The sequence below is a fragment of the Cognatundibacterium squillarum genome (assembly GCF_014652435.1).
Classification (GTDB): Bacteria; Pseudomonadota; Gammaproteobacteria; order Burkholderiales; family Burkholderiaceae_D; genus Undibacterium; species Undibacterium squillarum.
The window spans coordinates 121,545-142,316 of sequence record NZ_BMYU01000009.1 but is presented as its reverse complement, the minus strand read 5'-3'; the positions used below and the strand labels follow the sequence as shown (position 1 = coordinate 142,316).

General features: G+C 53.7%; 17 protein-coding genes. 8 read left to right on the top strand and 9 right to left on the bottom strand.

Annotated features, from left to right (window positions below; translation table 11 throughout):
- Positions 1 to 64: 64 nt before the first annotated feature.
- From IE092_RS16245 to IE092_RS16235, 3 genes are all read right to left on the bottom strand, one after another.
- The gene (locus IE092_RS16245; protein ID WP_189358300.1) at positions 65 to 1,003 is read right to left on the bottom strand and encodes a DHH family phosphoesterase; all 939 of its coding nucleotides are present in this window, start codon (positions 1,001 to 1,003) and stop codon (positions 65 to 67) included.
- A 113-nt stretch (positions 1,004 to 1,116) separates the two neighbouring features.
- Positions 1,117 to 1,662: a lipocalin family protein gene (locus tag IE092_RS16240; RefSeq protein ID WP_229793216.1), complete on the bottom strand. Its 546-nt coding sequence runs from the start codon at positions 1,660 to 1,662 to the stop codon at positions 1,117 to 1,119.
- A gap of 3 nt (positions 1,663 to 1,665) precedes the next feature.
- Positions 1,666 to 2,799: a cyanophycinase gene (locus tag IE092_RS16235; protein ID WP_189358298.1), complete on the bottom strand. Its 1,134-nt coding sequence runs from the start codon at positions 2,797 to 2,799 to the stop codon at positions 1,666 to 1,668.
- Positions 2,800 to 3,175: 376 nt separating this feature from the next.
- On the opposite strand from IE092_RS16235, the gene IE092_RS16230 reads away from it, so the two are divergent.
- Together IE092_RS16230 and IE092_RS16225 are read left to right on the top strand one after the other, a co-directional pair.
- Positions 3,176 to 4,060 (top strand): hypothetical protein, encoded by an 885-nt coding sequence (locus tag IE092_RS16230; protein WP_229793215.1) that lies wholly within the window; start codon positions 3,176 to 3,178, stop codon positions 4,058 to 4,060.
- Between the two features lie 31 nt (positions 4,061 to 4,091).
- Positions 4,092 to 5,345, top strand: coding sequence for a hypothetical protein (locus IE092_RS16225; protein ID WP_189358296.1), 1,254 nt, complete (start codon positions 4,092 to 4,094; stop codon positions 5,343 to 5,345).
- A 251-nt stretch (positions 5,346 to 5,596) separates the two neighbouring features.
- Here IE092_RS16225 and IE092_RS16220 read toward each other — a convergent pair whose 3' ends face one another.
- The 4 genes from IE092_RS16220 to prpR all read right to left on the bottom strand — a co-directional run bounded on the left by IE092_RS16220 (position 5,597) and on the right by prpR (position 9,307).
- Complete coding sequence (locus tag IE092_RS16220) at positions 5,597 to 6,595, bottom strand: GGDEF domain-containing protein (protein ID WP_229793214.1); 999 nt, start codon at positions 6,593 to 6,595, stop codon at positions 5,597 to 5,599.
- Entirely contained in the window at positions 6,595 to 7,206 is a 612-nt protein-coding gene (locus IE092_RS16215; RefSeq protein WP_189358294.1) for a chemotaxis protein CheX, read from the bottom strand. The genes IE092_RS16220 and IE092_RS16215 overlap by 1 nt, the downstream gene beginning before the upstream one ends.
- 3 nt (positions 7,207 to 7,209) lie before the next feature.
- Positions 7,210 to 7,569: a response regulator transcription factor gene (locus tag IE092_RS16210; protein WP_189358292.1), complete on the bottom strand. Its 360-nt coding sequence runs from the start codon at positions 7,567 to 7,569 to the stop codon at positions 7,210 to 7,212.
- Between the two features lie 118 nt (positions 7,570 to 7,687).
- Positions 7,688 to 9,307: a propionate catabolism operon regulatory protein PrpR gene (gene prpR, locus IE092_RS16205; RefSeq protein ID WP_189358290.1), complete on the bottom strand. Its 1,620-nt coding sequence runs from the start codon at positions 9,305 to 9,307 to the stop codon at positions 7,688 to 7,690.
- Positions 9,308 to 9,558: 251 nt separating this feature from the next.
- Here prpR and prpB point away from each other — a divergent pair, with 251 nt between their 5' ends.
- The 6 genes from prpB to IE092_RS16175 all read left to right on the top strand — a co-directional run bounded on the left by prpB (position 9,559) and on the right by IE092_RS16175 (position 17,551).
- Positions 9,559 to 10,449 (top strand): methylisocitrate lyase, encoded by an 891-nt coding sequence (gene prpB, locus IE092_RS16200; protein WP_189358288.1) that lies wholly within the window; start codon positions 9,559 to 9,561, stop codon positions 10,447 to 10,449.
- A gap of 61 nt (positions 10,450 to 10,510) precedes the next feature.
- Positions 10,511 to 11,665, top strand: coding sequence for a bifunctional 2-methylcitrate synthase/citrate synthase (prpC, locus tag IE092_RS16195; RefSeq protein ID WP_189358286.1), 1,155 nt, complete (start codon positions 10,511 to 10,513; stop codon positions 11,663 to 11,665).
- An 11-nt stretch (positions 11,666 to 11,676) separates the two neighbouring features.
- On the top strand, positions 11,677 to 12,159 hold the full coding sequence (locus IE092_RS16190) for a GNAT family N-acetyltransferase (RefSeq protein ID WP_189358284.1): 483 nt from the start codon (positions 11,677 to 11,679) through the stop codon (positions 12,157 to 12,159).
- Positions 12,160 to 12,209: 50 nt separating this feature from the next.
- Positions 12,210 to 14,804, top strand: a complete 2,595-nt coding sequence (gene acnD / locus IE092_RS16185; protein WP_189358282.1) for a Fe/S-dependent 2-methylisocitrate dehydratase AcnD — start codon at positions 12,210 to 12,212, stop codon at positions 14,802 to 14,804.
- Positions 14,805 to 14,871: 67 nt separating this feature from the next.
- A complete protein-coding gene (gene prpF / locus IE092_RS16180) occupies positions 14,872 to 16,068 on the top strand; it encodes a 2-methylaconitate cis-trans isomerase PrpF (RefSeq protein ID WP_189358280.1) in 1,197 nt (398 codons plus the stop codon).
- A gap of 490 nt (positions 16,069 to 16,558) precedes the next feature.
- A complete protein-coding gene (locus IE092_RS16175) occupies positions 16,559 to 17,551 on the top strand; it encodes a branched-chain amino acid aminotransferase (RefSeq protein ID WP_189358278.1) in 993 nt (330 codons plus the stop codon).
- Between the two features lie 322 nt (positions 17,552 to 17,873).
- Here IE092_RS16175 and IE092_RS16170 read toward each other — a convergent pair whose 3' ends face one another.
- A complete protein-coding gene (locus IE092_RS16170; RefSeq protein ID WP_189358275.1) occupies positions 17,874 to 18,776 on the bottom strand; it encodes an HDOD domain-containing protein in 903 nt (300 codons plus the stop codon).
- 168 nt (positions 18,777 to 18,944) lie between these two features.
- Positions 18,945 to 20,771 (bottom strand): DUF885 domain-containing protein, encoded by a 1,827-nt coding sequence (locus tag IE092_RS16165; protein ID WP_189358273.1) that lies wholly within the window; start codon positions 20,769 to 20,771, stop codon positions 18,945 to 18,947.
- Position 20,772 lies beyond the last annotated feature (1 nt).

The window sequence follows — 20,772 nt, the reverse complement described above, 5'->3', positions numbered from 1 at the left end:
TAAGCAGACGATAAAAAAGGGAGCTTCGGCTCCCTTTTTTATTCATGCTGCAACAAGTAGCGTTTCAGCCGTCAGCGTTGATACGCGTAATTAACTCCCGCAAAACCTCTTCGGCACGATCATTCTCAATCTGACAAGTACCCGCATTGGCATGTCCGCCGCCTCCGTATTCGAGCATCAGTATGCCGACATTGGTATTGGATGTGCGGTTCAGGATGGACTTGCCGGTGGCGAATACAGTGTTCTGATTCTGAACACCCCACAGCACATGGATAGAAATATTGGTTTCCGGGAACAGAGCGTAGATCATGAAGCGGTTGCAGGCAAAAATCCTTGCTTCGCCGCGCAAATCCAGTACCACCAGATTGCCATGTACTTTGCTGCAACGGCGGATCTGATCAATGGCATCGCGCTCATGTTCGCGGTACAGAGTAACGCGCTCCACAACATCCGGTAATTGCAGAATCTGATCAATGCTGAGCGTGCGGCAATGCTCAATCAGTTCCATCATTAACTGATAGTTTGAAATGCGGAAATCGCGGAAACGACCCAGTCCGGTACGTGCATCCATCAGAAAATTCAGCAGATTCCATGATTCCGGATGCAGTACTTCTTCACACGAAAATTGTGCGGAGTCGCCCTTGTCGACGGCATCCATCATTTCCGACCATGCTGCCGGAAAGCGGTTAATGCCACCGTAATATTCATACACAACCCGCGCTGCAGAAGGCGCATCGGGATTGATCACCTGATTGTCGTGTTTGCCCTGATTGCGCAGGGTTTCTGATAAATGGTGGTCGAAAGAAAGATAGGCGGTGGATACGTAGGGCAGGTTGGTGGTGATGTCGCGGCTGGTGACGTCGATTTTGCCATCCTGCATATCTTTTGGATGCACAAACTTAATATCATCAATCAGATCAAGGTGGCGCAGTAAAACGGCGCACACCAGTCCGTCGAAATCACTGCGGGTAATCAGGCGGTACTTTTGCGTCTCTGCTGACATAGTGTTTTCTCCTGAAAAAGGGCGTATTCACTGTAGCAGAAAGATGCAAAAGTGCCGTGATTTATCGCATTGTTAATGAATGTTTGTCGCGGGTTTGCACGTTCTTCAGCTTGTCAGCGCTGTTCGGTTTTGCGGAACTGGCTGGTCTGATAACCGGCGGAAGTAATCGCTGCCCAGACTTTTTGCCAATCTTGTTCTGATAATTGCTTGTCGCGTGCCAGTACCCAGCCATATTGGCGGGAAGGTTCACCGACCACGGCCCAGCGATAATCCGGGTCCAGCGCCAGCACCCAGTAATTGCCGGAAAACGGCCAGAAAAAGCTGACTTTCAGTTTGGTATTCTGACTGCCTTCCACAACACTGGCTTTTCCGGTGGCCTGGTCAGTTTTGCCCTCTTTGGTACTGCAACTGTTCAGAACTTCGATATAGCCGTCGCGTTGCGTATATCGTGCCGTCGTGTTGGCAACGCACTGGCTCTGAAACCGGTTCGGGATCATTGCTACTTCATGCCATGTGCCCTGATAGCGTTGCAGGTCAACGCTGGCAACGGTTTGCATAGGCTGACCACGGTCATCATTGCTCTGACAGGCGCTCAGCAGACATACACTGATCATGCCAGCCAGCAGGGCACTTGTAGTTAACGGCGATATGCGTTTCATGTGCTAATCCGATTTAGAGTCGTTGATGCTGCGCATTGTATCCGGCTCTGCGGATAGCTGCAGACCAGCAACACTCAGACGTCGTATGCCGTGCTGCTCCTGCACCCATGCGCGACTGGCAATAGTCTTGCGAAACCGCAGCCAGTAATCTGGCCCGTCTTCATTCTGCGCCGGTACTTTGCAGGCACATACATCGCTGTCGATCAGCGCAGCAATGATCGCTTCCAGCGAAGCCCCGTCAAATGCATCTTTGATGTTGTGCGGGGTGATTTCGGTCGCGACTGATGATGGGAGTGAGACGAAGCTTGCGTTGTTGTTTGCCCGTATTTGCCACGCACGCAAATCGAGCGAATCGCCGTTGCGCAGCAAACTCAGGCTTACCTGACTGGCTTGTAAAGGAGGGGATGAAACGCAGTGCGCATTCCGGATATCCAGCAGAACGACGCCACCTGAACCGCATACCCGTGCGTTGTGTTCATGCAGTATCAGTGCGGTATCTTCATCGACGCCCGCAGAGAAAGCAGTTGAAGTCGCCAGCTGGGCGGCAAGCATGCGGCCATAACGTCCGCGCGCAATCGCATGCTGATCAATCAGCATGCCGGCGGGAACCAAGCCGAATCCATTGCAGATGGCGGTCGGTATTGTTAATCCCCGCTGCAAGGCAGGTAAGGACAGACCGGCATCAAGCAGCATGTGCTGACTGAGTATCGCTGCGCCCGCACTGCTGCCTGCAATCACGCCGCCACGCGCATGAACGGTTCGTATGACTGTCAGCACAGCGCTGTCGGTACCGTTGCCGCGAAATAACAAGCGTTGCAAACGCCCCTGATCACCTCCGCTCAGGTAGATGCCGTCGCAGGCGGAAACCGCGTCAGCCCAGCTTTTATCCTCTGCGATTGTAGGTGAAAACGGGAGCTGGCTCTCATCCGACAATGGCACGGTCAGTGTTTGTGCGCCGTAATGCTGTAAGCGTTCACAAATTCTTCCTGCTTTCAGTGCGGCCTGTGCTGACGCAGCGGCAATGACAGCGATGCGGCAGCCGGTGCCACCGGCGGCGCGGATGATTTCCTGCCAGATCGCGGCATGATCCGGCCGGATAGCGCCTCCAAGAATAAACAGAGTTCCCGAGCGGGTCATAAGCAGGGTGGGCAGGATGCAGAAGTCCGCATTGTAGCGACTTTTTCCGAAGAAATAGGCAACGGTGCATCTGCCGGTTTCCGGTTTTGGGACAACGAAAAATGTCGCAATGCAGTCACAAAACATGTTTAGATGTTTTTCTCTAAATACTGCGCATCTCCGTGTTGTGCCCCTAAATGCAGGGAAATGTGACTTTTTTCAGGTAAAACGCCGGCATTTTCATATTGCACTGCAAATTGACGCTGACCGGTGCGGGTTTCGATACTGCTTCGCTGTCAGGACGAAAAATAATGAATCCCGCAACAGTGGAGGAGACAACCGGACTGACAGGCGCGGCAATCCTGCCGCTGATTCATTTCTTTACGGGAGCTAAGTAATGAAGTCGACACGTTGGTTCAGTATGGTTTTTGTGCTGGCAATGGCATTGTTTGCCGGTGCAGCACAGGCGGCGAATTACACTTTGTGGATTAACGGCCGTGGCGGTGGTGGTGTGGTTGGTGATTACAACAGTTTTACTTACTGGGGGCCGGCATCCACGGCAGCCGGCGTGAATAAAAAAGCGGTCAACTGGGATGGCTATAACAGCATCTCCAGCCAGAACGGCAAAATCCGTGACGCACTGGATTGTTTTTGTACTGGTGATAACTGGTGCTACGTGGCAACTCACAGTGCCGGCGATCTGATGATGGCTTACACACTGGCAAATTACGGTGGCTCTGCACGTTACAAAAAGAACGCCAGTCCGGCCAGCGGTGGTCAGTGCAGTAATTCTGACGGCACCACGCAGACTGGCTGGAATATCAAGTGGGTGCGTACCGCGTCCGGTGCTGCCGGTGGTTCAGAGCTGTCGGATGCCGGTTCCTGGGCTTTGTCGGAACCGCTGGTCAAAGATCTGAAAACGTCCACGGCGCGGGCGATGTTCAACCATAATGACACCCGCAATATCTGGTTCTACATGTATGCAGGTGCGAAAGGCACGCTGTATTCCGGCATTCTGCCGGGGCAGGATGATGAAGCGGTGGCGTATCACAGCACGGGCGGCATCGCGGGAAGTGCAGGGCAGTCTTTATGTAATCCGAGTGACTGGTTCTGCAATGATCTGACGCTGGGCACTGCAGCGAATGAAGGTGGCTCAGTCAAGTGGGCTTATCATTCGGTCGCCTTCAGGGATGATGCCGAAGCCTACAACCATTACGCCAACGGAAACTGGCAAGGCATTATTTCCGTGGTACGAGCGGCAATGGTCAGTAATGCGATCTGATCGTTCAAAGCCAAAAAAGAAGACGCCTGACATGCCCGCCGACGGGCATTCCGGGCGTTTTCGTCTGAGTACACCGCAAATCATCGCTTTGCTTGCGACCGGCGCAGCCCTGATCGCCGGCGTGGTGCTGCAGTTGCGTACGGAATCAGCAGAGATCAGTCAGCCTGCTGCTCCGGTCAGTCAGCGGGTGAATGCTAAAGCGCCGCTGGTCAGCGAATCTGCATTTCCGCAGGATGCTGCACTGGGTCGCACAAAAGCGCTGCTGGAGCAGCAAGTGGTGATGGCGGATCAGACACTGTGCCAGTATCAGTACCAGACCCGCTATCCGAACAGTTCGCGTCCGGTCAGTGAACATCCCGATCAGGTTTACCCGAATCAGCCGGTGCTGGAGCGTCATGCGATGCGGAAGGCCGGTGGTGGTACCGATAGCACGATACAAATGCAGTCCAGCCAGAACCGTGTGTATCTGGCGCAAAATGAAAGCGCAGAATTTGTGCTGGCGGCAGTCAGTCAGAGTGGTCAGAAACTGCCGCTGGAAGCCGAAAAGGTCATCAGTAAAGGGCTGGTATTCGGCAATACCCGTCCGGTGGCGGACGTGGTACCGGAAATGCAGAATACCGATGGCATGCTGCGTATACGTTTAGCCCCGCAGCAAACAGGACTGGCCACATTTCACGGCACGATTCGTACGGAGCTGAATTACCGCGTGAATGGTCAGCCAGGGCGGATTTTCTGGGATGTGATTTACTCGCCGCAGCTACCCGCGCAATGGGCAGGTACGCCCGCTGACAGCCTGCACGAAGGTGCTTTACAGTTTGCGCTGAAACTGAATGTCAGTATGCCGGGCCGCTATGTGATTACCGCGCGGGTGGATGATGCGCGTGGCACGCCGCTGGCTTTACTCAGCTTCAACGATGTACTGGGGCAGGGGTTGAATACGGTCAGCATGCCGCTGGCAGGCAATCTGATCAGGGATCTGAATCCGGTATTTCCTTTGCGCCTGCGCGACATCGAAGGTTATTTGCTGAAAGAAGATGCGGATCCGGATCGTTTGCTGTTGCCGCGACTGGATGGCGAGCGTTTGCAGACCCGCAGCTACGCGCTGAAAGCATTTTCTGATCAGGAATGGCAATCGGAAGAGCGCACCCGCTATCTGACTGAATTCCGCAAAGACCTGATGCTGGCGCAGGGCGCATTACAAAAGGCATGGCCGGAAGTGGCCGCCAAAGGTATGCCACGCAGCGATTGCAGTCGCCAGCGCGAAGTCAGTGCGCAGGTTCCGTGAACCGCATTGCTGGCGCGGGAACGCGGGGAAATTGCCGGTCATTGTGCAGGAATCCGCATTAGTGATTTTTGGAGAGGCGGAGTTTCTGCCGACGACCGGCATTTCGCTATGCCATTCTCCGCATTTGGGCCTGAAAAGACGGTTTTGGGGCACTGCATGAGCTTGTGGCTGTCTCGGAAGAACAGCCTCACAAAGCAACATGCCCGCACAGAGCGGGCATGTTTGCAAATCTTGTTGCGACCACAAGCTTATCAGGATGCAGCGTAACTGGTACGGTTAGGGTGCGCTGGCAGTTTCATAAAACAGGATTGATTCCGGCCACGGTGTTTTGCTTCATACAGCGCATGGTCAGCCGTGTTCAGCAATTCGTCCGGGTTTGTGTTTTCCATTTTCTGATAATGGCTGAAACCCACGCTGATACTGATGCGGTGATCGAGACGGGATTTTTCATGTGGAATATTCAGTTCCCAGATTGCCAGACGCAGTTTTTCCGCGAAACGGTAAGCAGCATCTTCCGCCATGTTCGGCAGCATCAGAACAAACTCTTCACCACCGAAACGCGCCACCACATCACTGGCACGCATCAACTGGCGGCGCAGCGTTGCTGCCACCTGAATCAGGGTTTTGTCGCCGGCGACATGGCCGTAGTGATCGTTGTATTCCTTGAAGAAATCGATATCCACCATAAACACGGACAGCGAAGTGTTCTGGCGGCGGGAATTGCCAAGCGCGATTTTAAAATGCTCGTCAAAGAAGCGGCGGTTATAAATGCCGGTCAGACCATCGGTGGTGGCTTCCTTGCGCAGCAGCTCTGAATGCGAACGCAGGATTTTTTCACGTTTGATGGAGGTGGTTGCATCAGTCACCTGAATCAGGCAGCAACCCTGATCATTGATGACCAGCGGGGACAGCGTGATGGACTGATGCAGACGCTCATTACCACTGGCATCGCCGGGTTTGCTGAATAATGGCAAAGGTGCACGGTGCAGCGCATTCGACAGCACCACCGGCAGGCGGTATTGCAGCAGATTGCTGATCGCATTCAGGAAGGTTTTGCCGGGGGCTTCGGAAAAAGCCTCGTCAATACGCTTGCCAACCGCACCCGTAGCGGCAACACCACTGTGTTTTTCTATCCAGCCATTCCAGAAAATCACATTCTGATCCTGATCCACCACAATCAGGCCAACGCTGACTGCATTCAGGATATCTGCCATCGTTACCGCTGAGGGCAGGCTTACTTCTGCCACCATTAAATTTCCCCTAAAAAGCGCTCCAGCTGCTGTATCAGATCCTGCAGCGAGGTCGAGCTGAGCAGGAAGATCAGATGCCCCTCGGTGTGGCGCTTCTCAATTGCCAGGTCGATATGCAGTAACAAAAGATACGGCTGGTGAAAATCATCGCTGATGCGGCGGAAAATTTCCTCCGTCGTCGCAATGTTGTAATCCGGCAGAGAGCAATTCATCGGGATGTTCAGCATATCTGCCATGGCGGACAGGCAGGCATTCAGGATGATGTTGCCAAGTTCGCACATCGCTTCCTGTTCAAACTCTGCAAGATCTTCAATGCTGATCTGTGAACCCATCATGTCACGCACGATTTCCAGTGCATGATCTTCGGTAAATAACAGGATCGCCTCTGCCTCGAACGATCCGGTAAAAGTCTGGTGCACCGCGCCGAAACGGTCGCCGTGCATACCCATCTTCGATAAATCAATATCCGACGATTCCCGGATCTCTACCGATGGCACTGACAACTTGACTTCGTCGCCGACGATTTCAGACAGGCTGGCCGCCGCCCGACCGGCGCCGACGTTAAACACTTCGGAAAGCGCATCAAGATGCAGTTCACTCAGCAGTAGCATTATTTATCTCGCAAAGTAATCCAGCACGATGGCGATGGATTTTTCCGTCACCGGCTTGGCAACAAAAGTCGTGCCAATCGAGTTGGCGCGTACCTGCATCGTATCCTGCACATTTGCAGAAAAAATCGCGATACGGATGGACGGGTTGTCTTTCAGAATAATCTCTGCCGCATCGGTTCCCAGCATGCCCGGCATATTGATATCCATCGTGCAGAAATCCGGCTTAGACTCCGCAGCGATGCGGATTGCGTCATCGCCGGTGGCAGCCTCAATAAATTCCCAGTCCGGTTTCACTGCTTTGATGTGAGCCCGGATGACCATGCGGGAGACTTTACTGTCGTCAACGATCAGAACTTTTTTCATGTAACGATATTTAAAGATGAGCTTATGTTGTGCAGATAGCGCCGGATATATTGGATTTCCTGCGTTGCCTCAGTATGCATTGTAACTCAGCAGCCGACCTCAAATGTGACGAAAGTATTCATTTTTCCTTTAATCGTCGCCATAGAGTAGTCCTGCTGATGCCCAGAAAAGCAGCCGCAGCATCACGATTATTGCCGAACATTGCAAGGATGTCCTGAATATCCTTGGAAACATTTCCTTGTGGAAATGAAAACTCAGATTTTTTGACACTCTTTATCAATTGTGTCGGATCGAAGCTGCAATCTTTGAACTCTGGAATGACTCTCGTCATAAAAGCAGGACTGATCGCCTGCAGCGGTTCATCGGTCAGATACAGCGCCAGTCTTTCCATGAAATTTCTTAACTCGCGCGCATTGCCGGGCCACGCATATTGCATCAGCAAGCCACGGCAGCTTTGCATTTCCGCTTCCAGATTCCGGTGCGGGCTGGCGCCGAGTGCCGCCAGTGCGTGTTTCAGATGCCAGGTGGCGAGTGCGGGTACATCGTCCGCATGTTCGCGCAGGGCAGGCATGGTAGCGCGTAATACAGCCAGCCGGTAAAACAGGTCAGAACGGAACTGGCGTTGTTGTATCTGTTGTTCCAGATGGCAATGGGTGGCGCTGATAATGCGCAGATCGACTGGCAAAGGTTTGACGCTGCCAACCCGCACCACTTCTTTCTCCTCCAGCACACGCAACAGACGTGTCTGTAAATGCAAAGGCATTTCACCAATCTCATCCAGAAACAGCGTGCCTTTGCCGGCGGCTTCAATCAGACCCGCATGCCCGCCGCGTTTGGAACCGGTAAATGCACCTTCTTCGTAGCCGAATAATTCAGATTCCAGCAGGTTTTCTGCAATTGCACCGCAGTTGATCGCCACGAAGGGGCCATGGCGGCGCGGACTTTCCTGATGGATAGCGCGGGCTGCCAGTTCCTTGCCGGTGCCGGTTTCACCTTGTAACAAAACAGGGGCCGGTGAACGCGCAAACAAACGTAATTGCTGGCGTATCTGCTGCATCGTCAGCGAGTCGCCGCGAATGGCTTGTAATCCTTGCGGCGCGATGCGGCTGCCGCGTCTTCCGCCTGCCGCTTGCGCCCAGTCGCGGCGGGTCAGGCTGGCGATTTCAATTGCGTCGTCAAATGCTTTTCGTATCGATGCGGAGGAGTAAACAAAAATGCCGGTCAGACCAGCTTCTTCGGTCAGATCCGTAATCAGACCTGCGCCGACAATGACACGAATACCGCGTGCCTTCAGTTCGCTGATCTGAGCCCGCGCATCTTCCTGCGTCAGGTAGGTGCGCTGCTCCACTGATAAGCCGAAGGTTTCTTTGAAGTCCGACAGTTCCGGCATTGCTTCCTGATACGTGATCAATCCGATCTGTTCGCTGACGCGCCGCGCTCGGGATAAGGCTTGCATCACATCGAAGCCGCTGGCTTTGGCCAGTATCACAGGTACTGGCAAGCGGCTTTTCAAATAGGCGCCGTTCGAGCCGGCTGCAATCACTGCATCGCAGCGTTCGGTTTGCAAACGTTCGCGGATGTGTTGAACCGCTTCTTCAAAGCCCAGTTGTATCGGTTCGATATCCGCCAGCGCATCATATTCCGGCGTCAGATCGCGGAACATGTCGAACAGGCGTGAAATCGACACGGTCCAGATGACCGGTTTATCACCGGTGCTGAAATTGCCCTGATGTTTCATAGTTGTTTCAAACTTGTTTCAGTTGGAATTCATGTTTCATATTGAAACATGAATGATGGCGGAATGCCAGCTGATATTTCGCAAGCCTGCTGCAAGCGGCATCGCTAAGACATTGAAATTGCAGCATTTTTATCTAAGCTCAGGTAGCGCAAGACTATACGCGTCCACACTGGCACAGGCTTTGCAATACGACGGCAACGCCAGCTGTGTTTCAGGCTGGTCCGAATTCACTTCAAGCTAAGAGAGGATCTATGGCTCAATATTCTGCAGGCGCTGCTTTCCGTAAAGCAGTACAGGAAGAATCCCCGTTACAGGTGGTTGGTGCAATCAATGCAAACCATGCATTGCTGGCAAAACGTGCCGGTTTCAAAGCGATTTATCTGTCCGGTGGCGGTGTCGCGGCCGGTTCGCTGGGTTTGCCGGATCTGGGTATTTCCAATCTGGATGATGTGCTGACCGATGTGCGCCGTATTACCGATGTATGCGATCTGCCTTTGCTGGTGGACGTGGACACCGGTTTCGGTTCTTCCGCGTTTAATGTGGCACGTACCGTGAAATCTATGATCAAGTTCGGCGCTGCGGCGATGCACATTGAAGATCAGGTCGGCGCAAAACGTTGTGGTCACCGTCCGGGTAAAGAAATCGTCAGCAAGCAGGAAATGGTTGACCGTATTAAAGCGGCAGTGGATGCTCGTACTGACGACAATTTCGTCATCATGGCACGTACTGATGCGCTGGCAGTCGAAGGTCTGGATGCAGCGATTGACCGCGCGCTGGCCTGCGTTGAAGCCGGTGCCGATATGATTTTCCCGGAAGCGATGACGGAACTGTCTATGTATAAACAGTTCGCGAATGCAGTCAAAGTGCCGGTGCTGGCAAACATCACTGAATTTGGTTCCACACCGCTGTTCACAACAGAAGAACTGAAATCTGCTGATGTCAGTCTGGTGCTGTATCCGCTGTCTGCTTTCCGCGCCATGAACAAAGCGGCAGAAAATGTCTATAACGCGATTCGCCGTGACGGTACCCAGCAAAATGTGGTCGATACCATGCAAACCCGTGCCGAACTGTACGAACGCATCAATTATCACGCGTTTGAGCAGCATCTGGATGCACTGTTCGCTCAGCAGAAATCTAAATAATCATCATAACAATGCTTAACAGGTCAGCCGCTTGCTGACCTTAACATTCAGGAGATACATCATGTCAACCGAAACAACCAGCACATTCAAACCAAAAAAATCCGTTGCCCTGTCAGGTGTGACGGCCGGTAATACCGCACTGTGTACCGTTGGCCGCAGCGGCAATGATTTGCACTATCGTGGTTATGACATTCTGGACGTGGCAGATGCCTGCGAATTCGAAGAAATTGCCCATTTGCTGGTGCACGGCAAACTGCCGACACAGGCAGAACTGAATGCATATAAAGCAAAATTGAAATCCCTGCGTGGCTTGCCAGCCAGCGTCAAGGCTGTACTGGAATGCCTGCCAGCAGCATCGCATCCTATGGATGTGATGCGTACCGGTGTTTCTGCACTGGGTTGCGCATTGCCGGAAAAAGATGACCACAATACACCGGGTGCGCGTGACATCGCTGACCGCCTGATGGCATCGCTGGGCTCCATGCTGCTGTACTGGTATCACTACAGCCACAATGGCAAACGCATTGAAGTGGAAACGGATGATGAATCCATCGGCGGCCATTTCCTGCACTTGCTGCACGGTGTGAAACCTTCTGATTCCTGGGTAAAAGCGATGCATACATCGCTGATTCTGTACGCAGAGCATGAGTTCAATGCATCTACCTTCACCGGTCGTGTGATTTCCGGTACCGGTTCTGATATGCACTCTGCAATCACCGGTGCAATCGGTGCATTGCGCGGCCCTAAACACGGCGGCGCGAACGAAGTGGCATTTGAAATTCAGAAGCGCTACGACAATCCGGATGAAGCAGAAGCAGATATCCGCAAGCGTGTTGAAAACAAAGAAGTGGTGATTGGTTTCGGTCACCCTGTGTACACCATTTCCGATCCGCGTAACAAAGTGATTAAAGAAGTCGCGCGTCAATTGTCGGAAGAAGCCGGTTCGACCAAAATGTTTGATATCGCAGAGCGTCTGGAAACAGTCATGTGGGATATTAAGAAAATGTTCCCGAATCTGGACTGGTTCTCCGCGGTGTCGTATCACATGATGGGTGTGCCAACCGCAATGTTCACGCCACTGTTCGTGATTGCACGTACTTCCGGCTGGGCTGCACACATTATCGAACAGCGTATCGATAACAAGATCATTCGTCCGAGCGCAAATTACGTTGGCCCGGAAGATCTGAAATTTGTGCCGATTCAGGAACGCAAATAAGTACGCCGGTAATGACAGAGAATACGTCAAAGTCTGTGCTGACATTCCGGCAGGCACGTGCAGATGATTTGCCGCGCCTGCTGGAGCTGCTGGCTGATGACACGCTGGGTAAAAACCGTGAGGGCGTCGGGTCGGAAGATCCGGTTTATCGTGCCGCATTTGAACGCATTGCCAGTGATGCGAATCAGTACTTGCTGGTGGCAGAACTGCAGCAGGAAGTGATCGGTATGCTGCAACTGACCTTCATTCCCGGCTTGTCACGGCGTGGTGCAACCCGCGCGCTGATTGAAGCAGTACGTATTACGTCAGCATTGCGCAGCAACGGATACGGCAGTGACCTGATCCGTGAAGCAATACGGATTGCGCATGAACGTGGTTGCAGTCTGGTACAACTGACCAGCGACCGCCAGCGCCAGCAGGCACACCGTTTCTATACGGCGCTGGGCTTTACGGATTCTCATATCGGTTTCAAGCTGAATCTGACACAACATTAACACTACGGCGGTATCGTGCGCGATACCGCCTTCTTCATAACAGGTGAAGGATGAATACCCAATACCGTCAAGCGCTCCCGGGCACCGCACTGGAATTTTTCAATGCACGCGCCGCTGTGGAAGCGATACAGGCAGGATCCTACGACAAGCTGCCATACACCTCACGTGTACTGGCTGAAAATCTGGTGCGCCGCTGTGACCCCGCAACGCTGACTGATTCTTTACGCCAGCTGATTGAACGCAAGCGCGATCTGGATTTTCCGTGGTTTCCGGCACGCGTCGTTTGTCACGATATTCTCGGACAAACTGCACTGGTGGATCTGGCCGGTTTGCGCGATGCGATTGCAGAGCAGGGCGGCGATCCGGCAAAAGTGAATCCGGTCGTGCCGGTGCAACTGATCGTGGATCACTCGCTGGCGGTGGAATGCGGTGGCTTTGATCCGCAGGCATTTGAAAAAAACCGTGCGATTGAAGACCGTCGTAACGAAGACCGCTTCCACTTTATTAACTGGACCAAGCAAGCGTTCAAAAATGTGGATGTAATTCCGCCGGGTAACGGCATCATGCATCAGATTAATCTGGAGCGTATGTCGCCGGTGATTCATGCTCAGGATGGCGTGGCTTATCCCGACACGCTGGTGGGTACCGACAGCCATACGCCGCATGTGGATGCGCTGGGCGTGATTGCGATTGGTGTGGGCGGTCTGGAAGCAGAAAATGTGATGCTGGGCCGCGCTTCGTGGATGCGTTTGCCGGATATCGTCGGTGTTGAATTGCTGGGCAAACCTGCGGCAGGCATTACCGCCACCGATATCGTGCTGGCGCTGACCGAATTCCTGCGCAAATCCAAAGTGGTTGGCGCATATCTGGAATTTTACGGAGCCGGTGCAGCTGCACTGACTCTGGGTGACCGTGCCACGATTTCCAACATGGCACCGGAATACGGTGCGACCGCAGCGATGTTCAGCATCGATCAGCAAACTATCGATTACCTGAAACTGACCGGCCGCAGCGATGAACAGGTTGCGCTGGTGGAAACCTACGCCAAAGCGGCTGGTTTGTGGTCAGACGCACTGGTGAATGCAGAATACGAACGCGTACTGCAGTTTGATCTGTCGACAGTGGTGCGCAATATGGCGGGGCCTTCCAATCCGCACGCACGTCTGCCAACTTCCGATCTGTCCAGCCGTGGCATCGCTGCTGCGTGGCAAAAAGAAGAAGGCAAAATGCCGGATGGTGCGGTGATTATTGCTGCGATTACCAGCTGCACCAACACATCCAATCCGCGTAATGTGATTGCCGCCGGTCTGCTGGCACGCAATGCCAATCGCCTCGGTCTGGTACGTCAACCCTGGGTGAAAACCTCGCTGGCGCCGGGTTCGAAGGCCGTGACCCTGTATCTGCAGGAAGCCGGCTTGCTGCCGGAGCTGGAAAAACTGGGCTTTGGCGTTGTGGCTTACGCATGTACTTCGTGTAACGGTATGTCCGGTGCGCTGGATCCTGTGATTCAGCAGGAAATCATCGACCGTGATCTGTACGCAACTGCCGTGTTATCAGGTAACCGTAACTTTGACGGCCGTATCCATCCGTACGCGAAACAAGCTTTCCTCGCCTCGCCACCGCTGGTGGTTGCCTATGCGATTGCCGGTACTATCCGCTTCGATATCGAAAAAGATGTGCTGACCGTGGTGGATGGCAAAGAAATTCGTCTGAAAGATATCTGGCCGGATGATGCTGAAATTGATGCACTGGTGCGCAAAGCTGTGAAGCCGGAAATGTTCCGTCAGGTGTATGAACCGATGTTTGCAATCCAGACTGAACAAGCAGCCAGTGTTCCGCCGCTGTATGACTGGCGTGCGCCGTCGACATACATCCGCCGTCCGCCGTACTGGGAAGGCGCACTGGCCGGTGAACGCACCATGAAGGGCATGCGTCCGCTGGCGGTGCTCGGGGATAACATCACTACTGATCACTTGTCGCCATCGAATGCGATTCTGCCGGATTCCGCTGCCGGTGAATATCTGGCGAAAATGGGCTTGCCGGAAGAAGACTTCAATTCTTACGCAACGCATCGTGGCGATCACCTGACCGCACAGCGCGCAACCTTTGCGAATCCGACGCTGAAAAATGAAATGGTGCGCGATGCCGACGGCAAAGTGCGCGCCGGTTCGCTGGCACGGATAGAGCCGGAAGGCAAAGTCACCCGTATGTGGGAAGCGATTGAAACCTACATGGAACGCAAACAACCACTGATCATCGTGGCGGGTGCTGACTATGGTCAGGGCTCTTCGCGTGACTGGGCGGCCAAAGGTGTGCGTCTGGCGGGTGTGGAAGTGATTGCAGCCGAAGGTTTCGAGCGCATTCACCGCACCAATCTGATTGGTATGGGCGTGTTGCCACTGGAGTTCAAACCGGGTGTGAACCGTTTAACGCTGGGTCTGGATGGTACGGAAACCTATGACGTGATTGGCGAGCGCAAACCGCGCGCTGATCTGACGCTGGTGATTCACCGCAAAAACGGTGAACGTGTCGAGGTGGCAATGACTTGCCGTCTGGATACAGCGGAAGAAGTGTCGATTTACGAAGCCGGTGGTGTGTTGCAGCGCTTCGCGCAGGACTTCCTCGAATCCAGCCGTCAGGCTTGATCCGGATCATCAGGCTGCGTGGGGACGTATGTTTCCGGCAGCCTGATTTTTCTTAAGAAAGAGAGCTATGAGTTTTCTCCCGCAAATCAGAATTCCCGCGACTTACATGCGCGGTGGTACCAGCAAAGGCGTGTTTTTCCGTCTGCAGGATTTACCGGAAGCAGCGCAGCAGCCGGGACCGGCACGCGACGCGGTGTTACTGCGCGTAATCGGCAGTCCCGATCCTTACGGCAAGCAGATTGACGGTATGGGCGGCGCTACCTCCAGTACCAGCAAAACCGTGATTCTGTCGCCATCCAGCCGTGCGGATCATGATGTTGATTATCTGTTCGGTCAGGTATCCATCGATAAAGCCTTTGTTGACTGGAGTGGCAATTGCGGCAATTTGTCCGCGGCCGTCGGTGCGTTTGCGATCAGCAGCGGTCTGGTCGATGCGAGCCGGATTCCGCAAAACGGGCTGGCGACCGTCAGAATCTGGCAGGCGAATATCAGCAAAACCATTATTGCGCATATTCCGGTGTGCAATGGTCAGGTGCAGGAATCCGGCGATTTTGAACTGGATGGCGTGACATTTCCGGCAGCAGAAGTGCAGCTGGAATTCATGGACCCTGCGGCCGATGAAGACGGTGACGGCGGTGCGATGTTCCCGACCGGGAATCTGATCGACACACTGGACGTGCCGGGCATCGGCAGTTTTCCAGCTACCATGATCAATGCCGGTATTCCGACGATTTTTGTGAATGCCGCGGATATCGGTTATCAGGGCACGGAATTGCAGGACGCAATCAATGGCGATGCAGCAGCACTGGCACGCTTTGAAACCATCCGCGCTTACGGCGCAGTCAAAATGGGGCTGATCAAAGATATCGCCGAAGCCGCGACCCGTCAGCACACACCGAAAATCGCGTTTGTGGCACCGGCGGCGAGCTATCAGTCGTCCAGCAATAAAACCGTGCAGGCAGCGGATATTGATTTGCTGGTACGTGCTTTGTCGATGGGTAAGCTGCATCACGCGATGATGGGAACGGCTGCTGTGGCGATTGGTACGGCTGCAGCGATTCCGGGTACGCTGGTCAGTAATGCGGCCGGTGGCGCGAAACAGGCTGTGCGTTTCGGTCATCCGTCCGGCACGCTGCGCGTGGGTGCGGAAGCAGTGCAGGACAATGGTCAGTGGAAAGTCTCCCGCGCGATCATGAGTCGCAGTGCACGTGTGCTGATGGAGGGCTGGGTCAGAATTCCTGCGGAGACGCTGACCGGCATTTGAGATGTGCTGCGCTGAGCGGGAATTATCGTTTCCGTATCAGCCCATCAGTGCCTGTAAAGAAAAAAGAACGCAGCCGGAAAGGCAGCGTTCTTTTTCATTTTCCGGAACAGTCTGACTGTACCGGTATCGCGACTGGGCCAGTACGGCTGACTTTTTATGTGCGATTGCAGCATCTGCAACACTGTCTGTACAGATTACACAGGGAAGTGCCTGAGAACAGTGCAGCGATGCATCGCGATAATTATCAGCCTTGTACCGGTTTTTTTCAGCGCGAATTCGATAGAATAGAAAGATCGTGAAGAGCCTTGCCTGATTGCTCAGTACGCATGCAGCGACGTACTGACACAGCCAAGTGATGACGGTGCAGCCGAACCCGGCCAGCACCGTGGTCTGATCAGGGCCACCAGATTCCGGTCACCAGCGGTAACAGCATGCTGCTGACTCCGAGGATTCAACAAATTGTTGCAGTATTTTTGGGGATATATAAATCATGGCAAACGCAGAATTTGGTACCGTATTTTTTGATGAAATGACCTTCGCTACCTATGATGGCGAAAAATGGTCTGAAACCAGTTTTGTTCCTAGCGACAAACTGCCTCTGCATCCGGCCACACACGTACTGCATTACGCCAGTACCTGTTTCGAAGGCATGAAAGCCTTCCGCGCCGCCGATGGAAAAATCAATATCTTCCGTCTGGATGATCACGTTAAACGTATGCAGAACAGCGCGCGCTGCCTGCATCTGCCAGTGCCGGACACTGAGCAACTGAAAGCGATGATTATCGACATCCTCGCCAAACACCGCGACGAAGTACCGGCGTTTCCAGGCTCTGCCTACATTCGTCCTACGCTGATCGGTACAGATCAGTCGATTGGCCGTGCAGCAGCACCAACCCGCACAGCCATGCTGTACGTACTGATTTCTCCGGTTGGCGATTATTTCCCTGCTGACGCGAAAATGCGCGTATTGCTGGATACTGAACACCAGCGTTGCGCACCGCACTTCGGCAGCGTGAAATCCGGCGGTAACTACGCCAGCGCACTGGGTCTGATTTTGTCTGCGAAAGAGAAATACAACACAGCACAGGTGATCTTTGCACCGGGTGGCGACGTGCAGGAAACCGGCGCGGCCAACTGTCTGCTGATCAACGACAACGAAGTGCTGACAAAGCCACTGAGTTCTGAATTCCTGCCGGGCATCACTCGTGACTCCCTGCTGCAAGTGGCAGCGAAACTGGGTTACAAAGTGACCGAGCGCAATATTCAGGCAACGGAACTGATCGAGTGGATCAAAACCGGTGAAGTGGCTCTGTCCGGTACAGCAGCGGTGCTGGCGCCGATCGGTGAAATCGTTTACGAAGGCGAAACACATCACGTGAAACAAGGCGGCGAACCGGTGAATGCGAAGCGTCTGCGCAAATACCTGAACGACGTGCAGCAAGGTCTGGAAGAAGACAGCTTCGGCTGGATCACCCGCGTCTAATGCTTCAGGCGGCGCTGAACCTGCTGGTTTTCCGGCTGGTTCAGCATCGTGTTTGTGCAGAGTTCGTCATCTGATGTTTTCTGAGGCCCGGACTTTCTGCCGACGACCGCCGGATGGCTATGCAGAACACCGCATTTGAGGCATTTTCAGCCTGAACATCCGGTCTTCAGCGGATTGTGAGCAGGCTGAGCAGCGAAGCAAAAAACACGCAGACCTGACAAGCACCGCCAGCATAAAAAAAGCACCGTTTTCTTTGAACAGAAACGGTGCTTTTTCTTTGGGCAGGCAGGATGCCTGCGCAGAGCTGGTTAGCAATGCTGCATTACACCAGCAGTGCTGAGGTCAGGGTTTTTAACTCTTCGTCAGATTCTTCAAGAATGCTGGCCAGTGTGCCGTCGCCGACAGTGAAATCGATTTCCGAGGTAAAGCGTTCGGATTCAGAGTAAGAGTTGTAATCCAGCGGCGATTTATGGACAGCCAGCTCGTTCGCCAGTAACAGCGTATCGGCCAGTGTTTCCGGTGGCATGGCGCGTAAGCCGTACCACATGCCATCCAGCGCTTCGCTGACCTGCGCAGGCAGGAATAGGCGTGCCGCGACCGCACGGCCAATAATCGCTTCAGATGACTCCAGATCAACCAGCGTATCTTCAAAGTCCGGCAAGTCATCGCTAACCTGCGTGTCATCGGAAATATCATGCAGATGTGCCAGTTCATCCGGCTGCAGCAGGGCAGGGAATTCTTCAGCACGCGAAAACAGATAGAAATTACCGACTTCATGCACGATACCTGCGAACAATGCGGTATCCGGATCAAGGCGGGTAACGCGGCGCGCAATCACTTGCGACAGCGCTGCAACTTCCGCCGTGTGCTGCCACAGGCGGTTCGTCATCAGCTGGATATCGGGATTTTTACTGGTGCCGGCCAGTTGTTTAATCACCAGAGAGGAAACGATGGCTCTGAGGGTGCGAAAACCGAGACGGGAAATCGCCGCTTTCACATTGGTCACATCGCTGCCACGGTTATATGCTGCCGAATTGGCAATCGCCACCACCTTTGCGGCCAGCAGGGGTTCGTTCAGTACCAGTTTGGCTGCGGTATCCACCGAGCAGTCGGGGTCATCGATCGTTTGTTGCAGTTTCAGGGATGCTGCCACGTTGGCAGGAAAGACAAGGTCGCCCTGATTGGCTTGCGCGACGATGCATTTGAGGGCTTTTTGTCTGTTCATTGCAGAAATTCGCTCAATGGTTCGGAAAACGGAGGTTCCTTGAACTGGCCAGAACGTCACTGCCGTCGGATGGAGGCAGTGACTGTATCCCTGATTGTATGCCGTTTTACATTCTGCAAGACTTCAGATTTCTGGTCAATCCGGCGGTAACAAAAGTTACAAGAAACTTCAGCCTGCCGCCTTTTGCGTTGCAATCCACAGCAACATTTTCTTTTCCAGCAAAGCCAGCGGCAGTGTGCCGTCGCTCAGCACTGCATCATGAAAGGCTTTCAGACTGAATTTTGCACCCAGCTCTTTTTCTGCCCGTTTGCGCAATTCCATGATTTTCAGTGAGCCGACTTTGTAACCGAGTGCCTGACCCGGCCACGCCATGTAGCGTTCAATCGCCTGACGTGAAGCGGCTTCGGTGTAGCCGAGTGTTTCCTGCAGATACTGAATGCCTTGCTCACGGGTCCAGCCTTTCGCATGCATACCGGTATCCACCACCAGACGGGTCGCGCGCAGCATTTCATCGCTCAGATGGCCGTAGTAAGAGGCAGGGTCATTCTCGAACAAGCCCATTTCTTTACCCAGCGTTTCCGAATACAGCGCCCAGCCTTCGGTGTAAGCGGTATTGCCACCGACGCGGCGGAATTTCGGTAAATCCAGTTCCTGCAGGAAAGCTAAATGGAAATGATGCCCCGGCTGGCCTTCATGCAGATACAGGGTTTTCATACCGGTGGTGGCATAGTCGGCCGGATTATTGATCACTGCCCAGAACACGCCGGGACGGGAGCCATCCAGCGCAGGAGAGCTGTAGTGGTCCGATGCCGTAGCGCGACTGATTTCCGGCTCAGGACGAATTTCCAGTACTGCTTTCGGAATTTTGCCGAAGTAGTCCGGCAGTTTTTTGCGGACATAGGCATCAATCTGCAGATAGGCATCCAGCACTTCTTTTTCCGTTTTAAACGGTTTGTAAGTGGTTTGTGCTTCCATCCATGCAGGGAAAGCCTTCGCTTCGCCTTTGTAACCCAGTTGCGGGCCAAGTTTGGCGTATTCAGACTGAATACGCGCGACTTCTTTCAGGCCAGTCTGGTGAATCGCTTCCGGTGTCAGGCTGGTCGTGGTCTGCACTTGTGCCCAGGTGTTGTACCAGCGTTTTCCGTCCGGCAGATCAGCCCAGCCAGTGCTGGTGCGTGCCGCTGGCAGATAGGTCGTTTTCAGGAATTGCAGGAATTGCGCCAGCGCGGGAATAATCTGTTGTTTCAGCGCCTCGCGGTATTCGCTGGTCAGTTGCTGTTTATCCTGCGCGCTGAACTGTTCCGGAAACTGCTTCAGCGGCGCAAAGTAAGGATGGTCTTCCGGCTGTGCCGTCACCATGTGCTCGTATTGCGGCAGCATTGAAATGACCAGCGCTTTCGGTAACACGACTTTGCGTTGCATACCTTCCTGCATATTGGCTTGTGCCGCCTGCAGCCATGCCGGGAATTGCTGTAAACGCTTCAGGAAAGTCCGGTATTGCTCCGGCGTTTTCAGCGGTTGTGCGCTCTGACCACCGGCAAAATGCGCCAGTGTCAGCGGAATGCTGTCCATCTGGTTGACCGGCATCAGATGATCAGGAAACGCAGACAGCTTCAGCGCTGCTTCGGTTTCAAACAGCATGATGTCCAGTGTCTGCTTTTCCTGCACATTTAATTGCTGACGCTGAATGCGGCTCAAATCTGCATGCAGTTTTTTGTAAAACGCCAGTTCCTGTGCGCGTACTTCGGGTGTCAGCGTCATTGGCAGGCGATCATCGTAGCGATGTTCACCTTGCTCAGTCGCACTGATCGGATTCAGTTCCAGTGACTTCTGGTAATAGTCTTCTGCCAGTTCAGCGAGCCGGATTTGTTGTGCAGACTGTTTTTTTGCAGTCGGTGTTGCGGTTGCCGCGGTGGTCGCGTTCGCAGGTGTCTGAACGAAAAGCAAACCGGCGCTTGCCAGCAAAAGGGATAAGGTGGTGTGTCGGAATATCATT